15 protein-coding genes are annotated in these 16236 nt (G+C 56.2%); 8 read left to right on the top strand and 7 right to left on the bottom strand.

Annotation, left to right across the window (positions count from 1 at the left end):
- Positions 1-37: 37 nt before the first annotated feature.
- Together nadS and pckA are read right to left on the bottom strand one after the other, a co-directional pair.
- A complete protein-coding gene (gene nadS, locus HII27_RS17170) occupies positions 38-334 on the bottom strand; it encodes a NadS family protein (protein ID WP_185668996.1) in 297 nt (98 codons plus the stop codon).
- A 204-nt stretch (positions 335-538) separates the two neighbouring features.
- A complete protein-coding gene (gene pckA / locus HII27_RS17165; protein WP_185668995.1) occupies positions 539-2155 on the bottom strand; it encodes a phosphoenolpyruvate carboxykinase (ATP) in 1617 nt (538 codons plus the stop codon).
- A gap of 368 nt (positions 2156-2523) precedes the next feature.
- Here pckA and HII27_RS17160 point away from each other — a divergent pair, with 368 nt between their 5' ends.
- A complete protein-coding gene (locus HII27_RS17160; RefSeq protein WP_185668994.1) occupies positions 2524-4242 on the top strand; it encodes a DUF4153 domain-containing protein in 1719 nt (572 codons plus the stop codon).
- An 84-nt stretch (positions 4243-4326) separates the two neighbouring features.
- Here HII27_RS17160 and hslO read toward each other — a convergent pair whose 3' ends face one another.
- From hslO to HII27_RS17140, 4 genes are all read right to left on the bottom strand, one after another.
- A complete protein-coding gene (gene hslO / locus HII27_RS17155) occupies positions 4327-5205 on the bottom strand; it encodes an Hsp33 family molecular chaperone HslO (protein ID WP_185668993.1) in 879 nt (292 codons plus the stop codon).
- A 23-nt stretch (positions 5206-5228) separates the two neighbouring features.
- Positions 5229-5630: a ribosome-associated heat shock protein Hsp15 gene (gene hslR / locus HII27_RS17150; protein ID WP_185668992.1), complete on the bottom strand. Its 402-nt coding sequence runs from the start codon at positions 5628-5630 to the stop codon at positions 5229-5231.
- 10 nt (positions 5631-5640) lie between these two features.
- Positions 5641-6309, bottom strand: coding sequence for a GMP/IMP nucleotidase (gene yrfG / locus HII27_RS17145; protein ID WP_185668991.1), 669 nt, complete (start codon positions 6307-6309; stop codon positions 5641-5643).
- Positions 6310-6377: 68 nt separating this feature from the next.
- The gene (locus tag HII27_RS17140; protein ID WP_185668990.1) at positions 6378-8525 is read right to left on the bottom strand and encodes an intracellular growth attenuator family protein; all 2148 of its coding nucleotides are present in this window, start codon (positions 8523-8525) and stop codon (positions 6378-6380) included.
- Positions 8526-8828: 303 nt separating this feature from the next.
- Between HII27_RS17140 and nudE the strand changes: the two genes are divergently transcribed.
- Positions 8829-9392, top strand: coding sequence for an ADP compounds hydrolase NudE (nudE, locus tag HII27_RS17135; RefSeq protein ID WP_185668989.1), 564 nt, complete (start codon positions 8829-8831; stop codon positions 9390-9392).
- Between the two features lie 25 nt (positions 9393-9417).
- On the opposite strand, the gene mrcA is transcribed toward nudE, so the two are convergent.
- On the bottom strand, positions 9418-11970 hold the full coding sequence (mrcA, locus tag HII27_RS17130; protein ID WP_185668988.1) for a peptidoglycan glycosyltransferase/peptidoglycan DD-transpeptidase MrcA: 2553 nt from the start codon (positions 11968-11970) through the stop codon (positions 9418-9420).
- Between the two features lie 119 nt (positions 11971-12089).
- Between mrcA and HII27_RS17125 the strand changes: the two genes are divergently transcribed.
- The 6 genes from HII27_RS17125 to aroK all read left to right on the top strand — a co-directional run bounded on the left by HII27_RS17125 (position 12090) and on the right by aroK (position 16200).
- Positions 12090-12869, top strand: coding sequence for a pilus assembly protein (locus HII27_RS17125; RefSeq protein ID WP_185668987.1), 780 nt, complete (start codon positions 12090-12092; stop codon positions 12867-12869).
- Positions 12866-13405: a PilN domain-containing protein gene (locus HII27_RS17120; RefSeq protein ID WP_185668986.1), complete on the top strand. Its 540-nt coding sequence runs from the start codon at positions 12866-12868 to the stop codon at positions 13403-13405. Before HII27_RS17125 ends, HII27_RS17120 begins: the two co-directional genes overlap by 4 nt.
- Positions 13392-13859 (top strand): HofO family protein, encoded by a 468-nt coding sequence (locus tag HII27_RS17115; protein WP_185668985.1) that lies wholly within the window; start codon positions 13392-13394, stop codon positions 13857-13859. Before HII27_RS17120 ends, HII27_RS17115 begins: the two co-directional genes overlap by 14 nt.
- On the top strand, positions 13849-14283 hold the full coding sequence (locus tag HII27_RS17110; protein ID WP_185668984.1) for a HofP DNA utilization family protein: 435 nt from the start codon (positions 13849-13851) through the stop codon (positions 14281-14283). Before HII27_RS17115 ends, HII27_RS17110 begins: the two co-directional genes overlap by 11 nt.
- Positions 14165-15397, top strand: coding sequence for a DNA uptake porin HofQ (hofQ, locus tag HII27_RS17105; RefSeq protein WP_185668983.1), 1233 nt, complete (start codon positions 14165-14167; stop codon positions 15395-15397). The genes HII27_RS17110 and hofQ overlap by 119 nt, the downstream gene beginning before the upstream one ends.
- Before the next feature lie 281 nt (positions 15398-15678).
- Positions 15679-16200 carry a shikimate kinase AroK gene (aroK, locus tag HII27_RS17100; protein ID WP_185668982.1) on the top strand — a complete coding sequence of 174 codons (522 nt, stop codon included), beginning with the start codon at positions 15679-15681 and terminating at the stop codon, positions 16198-16200.
- The last annotated feature ends 36 nt before the right edge of the window (positions 16201-16236 follow it).

Genomic DNA, 16236 nt, shown 5'->3' with positions numbered 1-16236 from the left:
CGGCGCTTCGCTTGGCCGGGCTACTTGTACGGGCGTGCTAAATGGCTATCAACTGCTTAATGATAAATGGGTTGGCCTGAATCAGCAGCAGGAGTTTTCTTGGTGCCCCCGTTGGCTGTCGACGTTTTGTCTCCCAACTTTTTACCAGGTCGTGGCTCACGCCGACGGCGATGGCAAAATCTTGCTGGCGGAGCCCGGTGGCTTCGCGAATGGCTTTTACATCGATCTCGCTGAAGGTATGGACGCGCTCAGGTTTTGGCGTCTCATCGCCTTTTTCAATGCGTACCATCTCTTCTGCACTGGCCAGCAGATCGGCAAATAATTCATCTTTCATGGTTGCCTCATCGCATTGGATAACTGCTTCTGTAGGACCTGGCGTCGTTTACTGAATCCCTGTAGCTCGATGAAGGTGAACATTACGCTTCCTGCGTAGATGATATTTTCACCAAGTATAAGTGTACTTGGTACACTTAAAAAGCGTTTAGATAAAAAAAAGCCCTTATCCCGAAGGGCAAGGGCTTGATCAGGTATTTACTCGTTACAGCTTCGGCCCTGCGCTCACCAGTGCGGCGCCTGCCGGGGTATCGGTGTATTTCTCGAAGTTCTCAATGAACAGCTTCGCCAGCGCTTGCGCTTTTTCCTGCCACTGCTCCGGCGAACCGTAGGTGCTGCGCGGGTCGAGGATGTGGGTGTCTACGCCCGGCAGTTCGGTTGGGATCTGCAGGTCGAACATTGGCAGGGTGAAGGTTTCTGCGTTGTCCAGCGAGCCGTCAAGGATGGCATCGATAATCGCGCGCGTATTCTGGATAGAGATACGTTTGCCGGTGCCGTTCCAGCCGGTGTTGACCAGGTAAGCCTGTGCGCCAGCGGCCTGCATGCGTTTTACCAGCACTTCTGCGTACTGCGTTGGGTGCAGCGACAGGAAGGCTGCGCCGAAGCAGGCTGAGAAGGTTGGGGTTGGTTCGGTGACGCCGCGCTCGGTGCCCGCCAGCTTCGCGGTGAAGCCAGAGAGGAAGTGGTACTGCGTCTGATCGGCGGTGAGGCGAGATACCGGCGGCAGAACCCCGAAGGCATCGGCGGTCAGGAAGATAACCTTGGTCGCATGGCCCGCTTTTGACACTGGCTTCACGATATTGTCGATGTGGTAAATCGGGTAGGAGACGCGGGTATTCTCGGTTTTGGAGCCGTCGTTGAAGTCGATAGTGCCATCAGCCAGTACGACTACGTTTTCCAGCAGCGCATCGCGGCGAATCGCGTGATAGATATCAGGCTCTGCAGCTTCGGAGAGCTTGATGGTCTTCGCGTAGCAGCCGCCTTCAAAGTTAAACACGCCGTCGTCGTCCCAACCGTGTTCGTCATCGCCAATCAGGCGACGTTTCGGGTCGGTGGAGAGGGTGGTTTTACCGGTGCCGGACAGGCCGAAGAAGACCGCCACGTCACCTTTTTCGCCGACGTTAGCCGAGCAGTGCATGGACGCGATTCCCTGCAGCGGCAGCAGGTAGTTCATGATAGAGAACATCCCTTTTTTCATTTCGCCGCCGTACCAGGTCCCGCCGATCAGCTGGATGCGCTCTGTCAGGTTAAACGCGACAAAGTTTTCCGAGTTGAGACCCTGCTCTTTCCACTGTGGGTTAGTGCATTTTGCGCCGTTCATCACGATAAAGTCTGGCTTGAAGGTCTTCAGCTCTTCATCGGTTGGACGGATAAACATGTTCTTCACGAAGTGCGCCTGCCAGGCGACTTCAGTAATAAAGCGGACGGACAGGCGGGTGTCTTCATTCGCGCCACAGTAGGCATCGATGATGAACAGGCGCTTGCCGGACAGCTGCTGGGAGACCAGGCCTTTAAGATGTTGCCAGATTTCAGGCGACAGCGGTTTGTTGTCATTTTTGCCGTTACCCTTATCAGACCACCATACCGTGTCGCGCGTGGTGTCGTCGCGAACGATATATTTGTCCTTTGGAGAACGGCCGGTAAAGATACCGGTATCGACGGAAATTGCGCCCAGGTTCGTTAAGATACCGCGCTCATAACCTTCCAGGTTAGGATCGAGTTCTTCTTGATACAATGTATCGTAATCGGGGTTGTAGACGATATCCTGTGCGTCGTTAATACCATAAGCCTTGAGGTCCTGCGGGGTTATACCGTTGCGCATTTCACTGCTCCTTAGCCAATATGTACTGCTATAAATTCTATGGGTATTTTAGGGGTGTTGACCGCGACCAGGCTCATAGATTTACGTATCCCGACAAACGTCTTACTTACGAAAACATTGTGACTCCTGTCACGAAGCGACAGGGATTATGACAGGAAAAGCCCCATAATTGGCACGAATGTTCTTAAATGGTTACAAAATGGTTTAATTGACAGCGTAAATGTGAAATTAATCGCATTTATGAAAGAAAATTACGTAATGCTTTCAGAGAAAAAATCGATTCACCACGCTGAGCATAATTGAGTTTTGGCGCTCTAACCGGGACGCGAAATGCGTTTTTTCTTCACTTCTGGAACGGGAATATCGATATGGATGCTGTGACTCCTCTTTCATCCCCAACCCGCTGGGGTATGGTGCTAACCGGCGTCATACAAGGGATCTTGTGCTATTTACTGACGATGTATCTGATCCCTAAAAACAGCGGCTGGATGTTTTATGCTTTGCCGGGAAGCCTGGCATTATCTTCTGTACTGCTGTTTACCGTGGTCTCCTTCAAACAGCGCGCGCTATGGTGCTGGCTGGCAGTGGTGCTGGTGGTGGTACTGGGGATGGGGGGCTGGCTTAAGTTCAATCTCAATGATGAAGACCACTGGCGGCAGTACGATGCGCTGTGGACCTACGGCTGGTGCCTGCTGTTGATGGCGATGCTGGCGCTGCCGTGGCTGCAGTATCGCCTTCAACCGGCACCCGGCGTGGCGCGCTATGCGCATTTTTATGCTCAGCAGTGGCAAAACGCGCTGACGCTGCTGCTGATTGGCGTTGCTAACGGCCTGGTGTGGTTGGTTCTGTTGCTCTGGAGCGGGCTGTTTGAGCTTGCCAATATTAGCTTCTTTTCACACCTGTTCTTCGATACGCAGTGGTTTGTCTTTATCTGCATTGGTCTGGTGACCTCACTGACGGTTATCCTTGCCCGCCAGAATGAACGATTGATTGCTGCCATCCACAAGCTGCTGGCGTTGATTGCTACTGGGCTGCTGCCGCTGGTATCGCTGCTGGCGCTGCTGTTTCTGGTTACGCTGCCGTTTGCGGGTGTGACGGCGATTTCTCAGCGTTTTTCCGCTGCGGGGCTGCTTTCCGCGCTGGCCTTTGTGCAACTGCTGCTGACGGCGATGGTCTGGGAGCCGAATAAGGCGCGTCTGGCTTATCCACGGCCGCTGCGTGGCCTGATTCTGGCCGCTGTGATGCTCTCGCCGGTATACGTGCTGATTGCTGCCTGGGCGCTGTGGGTGCGCATTGGACAGTATGGTTGGACGTCAGACCGTCTACACGGCGTGCTGGTGGTGGTGGTTCTGCTGGTCTGGTCGGTGGGCTATTTGCTGAGTCTGCTGCGCCGCCGCGACGATCCCTCTTCTGCGCTGGGAAGGGTGAACTTAACGGTATCACTGCTGGGGTTGGTGCTGCTGGCGCTGCTGTATACGCCAGTGCTGGACAGCTGGCGCATCAGCGTGAATAGCCATATGGCTCGTTACCACAGCGGGAAAATTAATGCTGATCAGGTCAGCCTGTACATGCTATCGCACAGCGGCAAGCCGGGGCGCGCGGCGCTGCTTGAATTACAGAAAGATAACGAGTTCACCAAAGATGCGAAGCGTCAGCAGCAGCTTAAGCGCCTGTTGAGCGGTGACCTTAGCCCGACGGTAAAACTGACCCCTGATGTGCTGGCGAAAAACGTACTGGTGCTGCCAGGTAGTACTCCGCCGGATGATGCGCTATGGACAGCGGTGATTGAACGCCGTTATCTGGTGGAGTCCTGCGGCGACGCCGATAGCTGCGTGCTGGTGAGTCAGGATCTCAACGCTGATGGCAAGGCGGAGCAGGTGCTGTATGCCTTTGGCGATCGTACCGTGCTGGTCTTTGGTCAGAGTGAGAAGGGCTGGGAATACAAAGCAAGTGCGCCGCTGCCATCCGGCGTGAATAAGGCGAAGCTGCTGCAGGCTACGAAGGATGGAACGTTAGGTTCGAAACCGAAGACGTGGAAAGATATTACGCTGGGGGATGAAACGGTGGTGCTGGAGTATCGGCGCTGATTTTCCCTGGCGGCGCTGCGCTTGGCCGGGCTACAAACGATCGTAGCCCGGCCGAACGAAGTGACGCCGGGAAAGGCTCAGAACTTAATGAACCTGCGGGTCAGACGGTGCTGCGTTATTGCGGATTTCTGCAATATCCATCGCGTTGAACACATAGTGGCTGCCACAGTAGTCACAGTGCATATCAATTTCACCTTCTTCTTCGAGGATGCTGTTGATCTCCTCGTCCGGCAGCGTTTTCAGCGCACCGGCGCAGCGTTCGCGTGAACAGGTGCACTTGAATTCAACGTCCTGCGGATCGTACAGGGTGACTTCTTCTTCGTGGTACAGGCGCCACAGTACATCGTTAGCCGGCAGCGTGAACAGCTCTTCGGCTTTGATGGTGTCGGTCAGCGCCGCCAGGTGTTCGAAATCTTCCGGCTGCGCGTTCTGTGCAGGCATAACCTGCAGCAGCATCCCGCCCGCCGCTGGCTTACCGTCAGATTCGCCGGTGCGGATAATCAGACGGGTTGGCAACTGCTCAGATCGCTGGAAGTAATCTTCCAGACAGGCCGCCAGCGTATCGCCTTCCAGGCCGACAACACCCTGATAGCGCTCGCCTTCAGCAGGCGTAATGGTAATGACCAGATAGCCGTTGCCGATAAGTGTTTTCAGGTCGGCATCTGCCGGAATATCGCCCTGCACGCGCGCGACGCCGCGCAGCTGCTGGTGGTTGTTACCGTTGATCACCGCCAGCGTCATTGGGCCATCGCCCTGCAGCTGCACGGTGATATCGCCATCAAATTTCAGCGTTGCGGTCAGCAGGCTGGTGGCGACCAGCAGCTCGGACAGCACGTTTTTCACCGGCTGCGGGTAGTTATGGCCTGCCAGAATCTGTTCGAGCGTTTCGGATACGGTGACCAGTTCGCCACGCACGGCATAGTTTTCAAACAGATAGCGATGTAATTGATCGTGTTGAGTCATAATTTTCTCTCTTGGGGTGGCAGTTATTCACTGTCGCCGTATTTAAATCTCATCAGGTCGCGCCGCTCTTTTTTATCCGGCCGTCTGTCCGGATGCGGCATGGTCAGCGCATTTAGCTTGCGCGCCAGGGCGACTTTTTCGCGCTTCTCGATACTTTCCGCCGTCTCTTCATAAAGCGAGACTGCCTCCGTCGCCGGACGCCGCTGCTCCGTAATGCCTTTCACCACCACGGTGCGCTCATCGTTTCCCTGGCGAAGCGTCAGTTGGGCGTTCAGTTCAACCACTTTGCTGGGCTTGCTGCGCTGCCCGTTGTAGTGAACCTTACCGCCTTCAATCATCTCTCGGGCCACGGCGCGCGTTTTATAAAACCGCGCGGCCCAGAGCCACTTATCAAGCCTGACGCCTTCGGTAGACTTCTCTTTCATGGTCGCTCCTTCACTGCAGTGAGGGGATCAGACGACGGTAATCGTTAAGCGCGGGATGACGCAGGTACTGCTTTTCCGCAAGGCCGGAGTCGGGGTTGGTCACACCGAGGCAATAGCGGATCCCAAAGTGGGCGGCGGCATCCAGGATGGGTTCGCTATCGTCAATAAATAACGTGCGCTCGGCATCCAGACCCGTATGTTCCTCAACTGCCCGCCATAACCGCTGATCCTCTTTCGGATAACCAAATGTATGGGTGGAAAGTAATAAATCAAGGTGCTCGCCGAGACCGGTGTATTCCAGCTTCACCGCCAGGTTGTGCGGATGGGCGTTGGTCAGCAGGATGCGGCGCTTGCCGCTGGCTTTCAGCGCGTTCAGGAACGGAATGGTATCTTCACGCAGCACCGCGCGCGGCCCCTGTTCGCTGGTCATCGAACAGATATCGAGGCCCAAACGATCGCTCCAGTAATCCAGACAGTACCAGTTTAGCGTATGTTGCACCGCATGGTACTCCTGGCGAATGGCTTCCTGCGCCGCTTGCGGCGTGATCCCAAGCTTCGCGCCGTAGGTTTCCGGCACCAGTTTTTGCCAGAAATAGTTATCGAAAGCGAGGTCGAGCAGCGTGCCATCCATGTCCAGAAGAACGGTATCTACCTCGCGCCAGGCGATATCAAAATGCATGGTGGGTCTCCAGACGGAAGAAATGCGCGACAGATTAACATAACCTGTCGCGATGATGACGATGAGGCTTAGTGCGTTGGAAAATCGGACTTGAACTCATCAGGGGCGGAAAGCAGCACGGGGTTGGTGCAGCTCTCATAATATTTCTGAATGTCAGCCAGACGTTCACGATGGCGATGATAGCGGCGCAGCGCCTGTATGCCGTTGTATACCGCACAAACAACCATTGCGAGCATCAACAGCGTGGTGGCCAGATAGTGCCATAGCCCGCTGCTGTCCGGCATTCGGTGCAGGTTGATGTGCTGCGTGCCGTTGGCGTCGGTATAGAGATTGGTGACGATCCCTTCGGCATGGAATGGTGTATGCATCAGCATACCCGCCAGCCGTTGAAACTCTCCCCACTGCTCGCTAGCCGGGTAGTCGTACAGCATAGTGGTGGGATAAGGCTGGCTGACGAAATCACTGCCTTCATCGCTGGTGATCAGGAAACCGCCCGGAGCCGGGCTATTCAGCGCCTGCGCCGCGCGTGCGGTTTCACGCAGAATAAACGGCGCGGTGGAGGTATCGACCAGGTTGTCCAGCGACTCGGCGCTGACCGGGCGCAGCAGAACGTTGACGCCGTCGAGCTTGCCGGAGTTGGCGCGCTTCACCAGCGCATCCCAGTCTCGGGTGTTGCCAAGGTTAACCAGCGCATTTTTCAGGCGCACACAGTCGTCGGCGGCAGAACAGAGATCTTTGGTTTTCAGCACGATATCGGCGAAATCGTCCAGCAGCACCATGCCGGACTTCTGAATAGCCGAACGCAGCGCCGGGCTAACGCGAGAATCATCATCCGCCGTGGGGTGTAACTGACGGTTGACAGCCTGCACCAGCGCGGTCGCTTTATTGACGGTTTCTGATTCCGGCAGTGGCAGGCGAGGGGCATCGTTCCAGATAATCTGCGAACAGTCGAACGGCAGGAACGGCGAGCTTTCCTGCGCCGTCCAGGTTCCCGGCGAATGGATGTTACACATCCCCGTTCCACTGATGTGCAGTGTATCGCCCACGCGGACACCCGTCTGCTGCAGCTGGCGAACGTCTTTGGCCTCAATGGTTTGTGCGCCTTTGAGCCAGGAAAGGGTAAATTTGAACGGCATGTTCAGCGGCACGCTGACCCACATCATGATGGCCACCAGCAGCGCGCCGCCGCCGATAATGACGCTGCGCAGCCAGTGCTGGAGCGGGAAGTTTTTGACTTCGTCATGCAGGGAGAGAAAACGTCCCTGGCGCACCACGTGCCTATCGAGATAGATATCAATATCCGTTTTCTGCCCCAGATCCTGGGCCACAAAGGGCTGCCAATGGCGAGGGTAGATTAAGTCGATGATCCCAAGGGAGATGTTGTTGATCTGCTCCTGATCGTTCTCGCCAAACAGACCCCAGCGCTTTGGCGTACCGCGCAGGCAGTGGATCTCGCGCAGCGACGACTTGGTTGGCGGCGCAAACAGCCCCCATAGCCCGGCGCACAGTAGCAGAACCGCGATGCCGAAAATCCACGGCGTAAACACCGCCGGGGCGATCAGCCCGCAGTAGAAAAGAATGAAGGCGGCGACGATCAACAGCGCTTCTCGCAGGCCGTCAGGTCGGCTTAGTGCGTGCTCTTCATGGGTTTCCTGGCGAATGTTGAGCAGCTCAATCTGCTCGCTCTCTTCACCGCGGATAGAGGCCTGAGTCGAAGAGGATGATTCCAGGGCAAAGCTTTTATTTTCAGGCGAATAGGTCTTAAGCGAATGGCCATTCAGGCCAATGACCAGCGGCACGTCGTCGGTGGCGATAAGCTCAATGCTGTTTTCATCGGTAATGTGTTGTTCCCAGAACGGCGGCAGATGTACTTCCACGGAGTCGAGGAAATAGCGCCACTTATTAGGATCATCGGTGGTGATGCCGTAGCGGGTAATGGCGCGCGTCAGCGTAAACACGGTGTTGCTCTGTGGCGTGAGCGCTAGCACCGTAGGGGCGATGGTGGCCCCAGATGCCGGCATCTGCAGATCCTGATTAAGATAGCTGAGGTAGTTTTCAACGCCCAGACGTTCTTCATCGGTCAGTTTTCGCGTGGTGGCACCCGGAAATTGGTGCAGCCACGGTAGCTGAAGACGTTTCGTCCGTTTACGCAAGAGCCAACCGACCAGCACGGCGCAGATCAGTATCGCTACGGTAAAGATCATCAGTGTGCCCATGCTTTTCCCATCATACTTATTTTAGAGGTCTCTTCGTTGCCTGCTTTTCGTATAAACCATTGGCACGTATTACACATTCACAAAAAGAGTCTATAGACTCTCGCAAAACGTAAGCATAACAAACCCATCGGCCAGCGAGTATCAGTAAATTCCCAATTGTATTTCAAGCTCTTGACATTTATCCATAAATGAGAGATGAGAAGCAATAGGTTGCAACAATGTAAATAAAGCGCGTTATGCATTGCTGGAACGGCATCGCTATCGCACAATGATAAAAGTCATTACAGCAAAGACCCCGGCCCAATGAGCAAATCATTACAGAAACCTACCATTCTCCATGTTGAAACCGTCGCGCAGTCACGCCTTTTTAACGTGGAAAGCGTTGATTTAGAGTTCAGCAATGGCGTACGTCGCGTTTATGAACGTATGAAACCGTCCTCGCGCGAAGCGGTGATGATTGTGCCGATTGTCGACGACCACCTGATTTTAATCCGCGAGTACGCGGTAGGCACCGAGTCCTATGAACTCGGTTTCTCGAAAGGGCTTATTGACCCTGGCGAAACGGTGATGGAAGCAGCGAACCGTGAGCTGAAAGAAGAGGTGGGTTTCGGCGCGCATGAGCTGACGTTCCTGAAAAAACTCGGCATGGCGCCATCCTATTTCTCCAGCAAGATGAATATCGTTGTGGCGGAAAACCTCTACCCGGAATCGTTGCCGGGTGATGAGCCAGAGCCGCTGCCGCAGGTCCGCTGGCCGCTGGCGAACCTGATGGCGCTGCTGGACGAGCCTGATTTTAACGAAGCGCGCAACGTCAGCGCGCTCTTCTTGCTGCGCGAGTGGCTAAGAGAACAGGGTCGATTGGCATAAAAAAGGCGCCGATGGCGCCTTTTTCTTAGAACAACTCGTGGGTTTCCCCGTTATCAATCACCTCGGTTCCCACCTCGTGAACCGCCTGCTGCGTAGGCTGCGTTCCGTCGATAAAGTACTCCTCGCGGCTGCTGCCCCCGTTGGCTAGCTGCCCGGTGCTACGGTCGATATTGACCGTGACCACGCCCGGCGGTGGCGTGAGCGGTTGCTCAGGAACGCCCGCCAGAACCTGCTTCATAAAGGCATCCCATGCAGGCTGCGCGCTCTTCGCGCCGCCTTCGTAGCCGGAGATCTGATCTTTGATAGCGCCAGATGCCGTCGTGCGTCCCAGATCGCGACGATGATCGTCAAAACCAATCCACACTGACGTTACCACGCCCGGACCGTAGCCGGAGAACCAGGCATCTTTCGAGCTGTTGGTGGTACCGGTTTTACCGCCGATATCACGACGGCCCAGGTCACGCCCGGCACGCCAGCCGGTACCCTGCCAGCCCGGTTCGCCGAAGATATTGGTATTCAGCGCGCTCTTAATCAGGAACGACAGCGGCGTGTTGATCACGTGCGGCGCGTACTCCTGAGCGCCGGTCTGAGCAACCAACTGCTGATTAGCTTGTTCGAGCGCCGGCATCGGTACGGTGGAATTCTGCGGCATCTGGGAGACAGCGACATCTTCAACGTCGTTGTTTTCCAGCACGTTAGACTTCTGCGTATCGCCATAGATAACCGGGATATTGCAATCAGGGCAGGCAATTTTCGGCTTCGCTTCAAACAGCACGCCGCCCTGGTCGTTTTCAATCTTGCTGATGTAGTACGGGTCGACCAGGAAGCCGCCGTTAGCCATCACCGCATAGCCGCGCGCGACCTGCAGCGGGGTAAAGGATGCCGAGCCCAGCGCCAGTGATTCGGTATGCACGATGTTGTCCGCCGGGAAGCCGAAACGCTGTAGATATTCTGCTGCGTAATCAACACCCATCGCGCGCATCGCACGTACCATCACCACGTTCTTCGACTGCCCCAGACCCTGACGCAGACGGATTGGACCGGCGTACTCCGCCGGGGAGTTTTTCGGCTGCCAGTCGGAACCGGCGCCGGCATCCCAGCGGGAGATAGGCACGTCGTTAAGCATACTGGCGAGGGTCAAACCTTTATCCATCGCGGCGGTGTAGAGGAACGGCTTAATGTTCGAGCCGACCTGACGCAGCGCCTGGGTAGCACGGTTAAACTTACTCTGGTTGAAATCGAAGCCGCCGACCAGCGCAATAATGGCGCCGTTTTGCGGATTGATGGAGACCAGCGCGGAGTTCACGTCCGGCACCTGAGCCAGCCACCAGCTATCGCCGTTCTGACGAACCCAGATCTGCTGGCCTGCCTGCACCACATCGGTCACTTTACGCGGGGTTGGCCCCTGCGCAGTGTCCGAACGGTACGGACGCGCCCAGCGCATCCCTTCCATGGCTAATGACACCGAGGTGCCATCTGCCAGTTGAACGGTCGCTTCCTGAGGATTGGCGGCGGTGACAACGGCAGGCACTAACGGGCCATAGGACGGCAGCGGACGCAGCGACGCGCGAATTTTTTGGCTATCCCACGGGGTTTCGCCCGCTTTCCACAGCACGTTTGACGGGCCGCGATAGCCGTGACGCATGTCGTAATCCATCACGTTATTGCGCAGCGCCTGCTGGGCCGCCTGCTGGTTCTTGCGGGTGATCGTGGTGTACACGCGATAGCCATCTTCATAGGCCTGCTCACCGTACTGCTTCACCATATCCTGACGCACCATCTCCGTTAAGTACGGGGCAGAGAAGGCAATCTCCGGAGCGTGATAGTCGGCGTCAATCGCTTCGTTACGCGCCTGATCGTACTGCGCCTGGGTGATATAGCCTTCGCTCAGCATGCGCGACAGCACCACGTTGCGGCGCGCGGTGGCGCGATCCAGCGAGTAGAGTGGGTTAAAAGTGGACGGTGCCTTCGGCAGGCCGGCAATCACCGCCATCTCGCTCAGGGTGAGCTGATCGACGGGTTTCCCGAAATAGACCTGAGCGGCAGCACCTACGCCATATGCGCGGTAGCCGAGGTAAATCTTGTTCAGGTACAGCTCAAGAATTTCATCCTTACTCAGCATTTGCTCAATGCGAATGGCAAGGAACGCTTCCTTCACTTTACGCATCAGCGTCTTTTCAGGGCTGAGGAAGAAGTTACGCGCGAGCTGCTGGGTGATGGTACTGGCCCCCTGCGACGCATGGCCGGAGAACATCGCTACGCTTGCCGCACGGAAGATACCAATGGGGTCGATCCCATGGTGCTCGTAGAAGCGGCTATCTTCGGTCGCAATAAACGCTTTCACCATTTCTGGTGGGATCTGGTTGAGGGTCATAGGAATACGGCGTTTTTCACCGTACTGCGCGATGAGTTCACCGTCCGCGCTATAGACCTGCATTGGCACCTGCAGGCGCACGTCTTTGAGCGTCGCCACGTCGGGCAACTGAGGCTCAATATATTTGTAGAGGCCGTAGATCGAGCCTGCTCCCAGCAGAATGCAACAGACTGCAAGGATGAATAAATACTTTACGAACTTCACCGGAGAATTCCCATTAAGTGTCATTTGGGCAGTTTATAAACAAACGCGCGGTAGTATAAAGGCAAGCCAGATGCATTGATATAGCCGTCACCGTGAGGTGACGTAAGGATGATCGTGAAATGGCTTTCAGATGCTGGCAAATGGGTCTTCATATTCAGCAGGATAACGTCTTTATCGTTGCACTTCAGCGTACTCGCCGCGGCTGGCTCCTTCGCCGCTGGTGGCAACTGCCGCTACCGCCGTCCGCGCAGCAAGGCGATGACGCGCTGCTGGCGGTGCTCAAACCGTGGCGGCAGGCGTTGCCCTGGCAGCACGCGGTGAGACTGGCCTTTCCGGCCAATAGAACGTTACAAAAAAACCTCCCTCTTGCGGCGATGTCGCTGCGCGAAAACGAACAAACGCAGTGGATTGCCAGCGCGATGTCGCAGCAGCTTGAGATGAATGCGGCATCGCTCTGCTTTGATTATCACCTGGTGGAGCCACAAGGGCGATGGAACGTCACTGCAGCGCAGCAGCACGATATCACCCGTCTACAACGGCTGGGGCAGGCGCTGCGTTTACAGATTGCGGCGATCACCCCCGATGCCTGCGCGCTCCAGACGCTGGTGCCGCACTTAGATTCGCAGGATGCCATGCTGGTCTGGCGCGATACCCGGCAGTGGCTCTGGGCCAGCCGGGAAGGCTGGGGGCACTGCGCGTTTGACGATGCCCCCTCGCTGACGCAACTCGGCATCCAACTGGGCGTCAACCCACAGCGCCTGGTGTGCTGTACTGCTCAGCCAGGCGAATATAAAGGCTTCGATCCCTGGAGTGTAGTGGCGCAGAAATATCCACCGCTGCCAGCCAGAGGCGATGACTTTGCGGTGGCGCTGGCACTGGCTATGGGGGTGGCATCGTGAACATCCCACCGGTGAATTTCCTTCCCTGGCGACAGCGCCGCTTTCGGCGATTGCTTCAGCGCTGGCTCGTGTGGGCAGGTGTTGTCTGGCTGTTGTGCGGCGTGCTGGCGTTTATCGGGCGTGGATACTGGCTGCCGGTCGCGGCGGTTAGCAATATCCATGTCGAGGCAGAACGGCGGGTAGTGCAGCAACTGGCGCAGCGGGAGCAGGTGCTTCAGGCGGGTTTACAGCAGCAGGCCGCCCTCAAAAAACGGCAACGTACGCGGCAGGTGACTGAAGCCTGGTCGCCCAGGTTGCTGGCGCTGGCCGCGCATTTCCCCGCTTCGGCATGGCTGAGCGAGCTGAGCTACCGTGACGGCGTGCTGTCGCTATCGGGCGTGTTGACGCCGGTTTCCGCGCTGGCTGAGGTTGAGCAAACGCTGCGAGCTATCCCTGGGTTTCATCTGATGCAGGCCGGCAAAATTCAGCGCGATAGCGCCGGCCGCTGGCAGTTCCAGTACGCATTACGCGAGGAGAGTGGAAATGCGTCGCCTTGAACGCCTATGGCCGCTGTCTCCTACGGCGAAGGTGGGGGCGGGAGCGCTACTGTTGATGCTGGTAGCGATGTACGGCGGCTACCGGGTCGAACATCAGGCCTATGTTGAGGCGGGAAAAAGCCGTGAGGCATGGCGGAAACAGCACGAGCAGTACCTGGCGCACTGGCATCGCGTCGCTCACCTCAACGCTGGCGTGTGCGCTACACCATGGCTGGAAGAACAGGATATCCCACCGTTCTCTCCGGTCGGTTTTCAGCAAAATGGCGCCCGGCTGGCCCATTGGCAGCCTTCAGAGGCGGGCGGTGAAATCTCGCTGGATACGCCGTGGCATGCCGTTCCTGGCACCTTTTTGCGGCTGGCCGAGCGCGGAATGCGGGTTGTGGGCTTTACTCTGGCAACGCACAACGATGTGCTCCGTTTTACCCTGCAACTGGTACGCGACGATGAATCCTGAACGCGCGCTTCTTTTATTACTCACCGTTCCGCTGCTATGCGGAATGCGGGATCCGTTCGCCCCGGTGATGGATGCCTGTCAGACAGCGCAGCTTGCTGATTGGCACTACCGGGGTGGAACACAATCGGCATCACGGCTGATTGGCATGGCGCAGGAACGGGATGAACGCTGGCGGCGCGTGGAGGTCGGGCAGACGCTGAACACCGGCTGGCGGGTTACGGCAATCACGCTGGATAGCCTGACTGTGGAAACGGGTGAGGGATGTGAGCCCCGAGTATGGCAATGGAAAAGAGAAGGAACGCCGAATGATAAAAAGGATAGTGCTGTTGATGCTGGCGCTGGTGTCAGCGCTGGCCCCGGCGAAGAACGTCACGCTGGTAGTGGACGACGTGCCGGTCGCGCAGGTGCTTCAGAGCCTCGCTGACCTGGAGCAGAAGAACATGGTTATCTCCCCGGAAGTGCAGGGAACGCTCTCGCTCCAGTTGCGTAACCTGCCATGGCAGCAGGCGGTTCAGACGGTGATTAACTGCATGGAACTGGTGCTCACGCAGGAAGGAGGCGTCTATTACGTGCACTCACAGCGCTGGCGCGAAGAGAAACAGGCGAGAGCGCAGCAGGAAAAGGAGAAACGCCAGCAGACGCTGCCGCTGATGAATCGCAGCCTGGTGCTGCACCATGCTGATGCCAGCGAGCTGGTGAAAGCTGGGGATAAATTACTGAGCGCGCGCGGTTCACTCACCGTCGATAAACGAACCAATCGCTTGATCGTACGTGATGACCGTGAGCACCTCCCGGCGCTGGAAGCGTGGGCAAAGGAGATGGATATCCCGGTTGGGCAAGTTGAGCTGGCGGCCCATATTGTCACTATCAACGAAACCAGCCTACGAGAATTAGGAGTAAAGTGGAATCTTGCTGACGCCGCCGGGGCAACCGGTTCTGGCAAGATAACCACCTTAAGCAGCGATCTTTCGGTTGCGGACGCCACGACGCACGGCGGGTTTAATATCGGTAAAATCAACGGCCGCCTGCTTGAGCTGGAACTCTCGGCGCTGGAGCAAAAGCAGAAGGTTGATATCATCGCGAGCCCGCGGCTGCTGGCCTCGCATTTGCAGCCTGCCAGCATCAAACAGGGAAGCGAAATCCCTTATCAGGTTTCCAGTGGGGAGAGTGGCGCGACCTCAGTGGAGTTTAAAGAGGCGGTGCTCGGCATGGAGGTCACACCAACCGTGCTGCAAAACCAGCGCGTTCGCCTGAAGTTGCGTATCAGCGAAAACATGCCCGGCCAGGTGCTACAGCAGGCGGACGGCGAAGTGCTGGCGATTGATAAACAGGAGATTGAAACCCAGGTTGAGGTCAAAAGCGGGGAAACGCTGGCGTTGGGCGGCATTTTTTCGCAGAAGAACAAGAAGGCCAGCGATAGCGTTCCGTTTCTTGGTGATATCCCCTTGTTAGGCCATCTTTTTCGTCACGATGGCAAGGACAATGAGCGGCGCGAGCTGGTGGTGTTTATCACCCCGCGTATTATTTCTGTGCAGTAGCGACGGGGAAACATGCTGATTTGGTGAATAAGGTGTTTCCCAAGTTTGACGTGGGGCCGGATTTAGCATACAAGGAGTACCGATTTGAGCGTCAGTGAATAACATTCCTTCCTCCTGAAGTCTGCTGATTTAATCTGTTGCCAAACCAGCCGGAGTATTGAGATAATTTTCAGTCTGACTCTCGCTCTATTGCATAAGAGGTTTCAGTTCATGTCCAGCGACGCGCGAACGACTGCGGCGCGGATTTATCATTAACGAATAGTCTTAGTAGTACCAAAAAAATGGCAGAGAAACGCAATATCTTTCTGGTTGGGCCTATGGGTGCCGGCAAAAGCACCATTGGGCGCCAGCTGGCTCAACAGCTCAATATGGAATTTTACGATTCTGATCAAGAGATTGAGAAACGAACAGGCGCTGACGTGGGCTGGGTCTTTGATGTCGAAGGCGAAGAAGGTTTCCGTGACCGCGAAGAAAAAATCATCAATGAGTTAACGGAAAAGCAGGGTATTGTTCTGGCAACAGGCGGTGGCTCTGTAAAATCACGTGAAACGCGCAATCGTCTCTCCGCTCGTGGTGTCGTCGTCTATCTGGAAACGACCATTGAAAAACAGCTGGCTCGTACTCAGCGCGATAAAAAGCGCCCGCTGCTGCAGGTCGAAACTCCACCGCGCGAAGTGCTTGTAGCGCTGGCTGATGAACGTAATCCACTGTACGAAGAGATTGCGGATGTCACTATCCGTACTGACGATCAGAGCGCAAAAGTTGTCGCCAACCAGATTATCCATATGCTGGAAAGCAACTAATACTGGCCCAGAATAGAACGCCAGCGAATAAAAGTA

It is taken from the genome of Kluyvera sichuanensis (assembly GCF_014218705.1).
Taxonomy (GTDB): Bacteria; Pseudomonadota; Gammaproteobacteria; order Enterobacterales; family Enterobacteriaceae; genus Kluyvera; species Kluyvera sichuanensis.
This window is presented reverse-complemented; position numbering and strand designations above follow the sequence as displayed.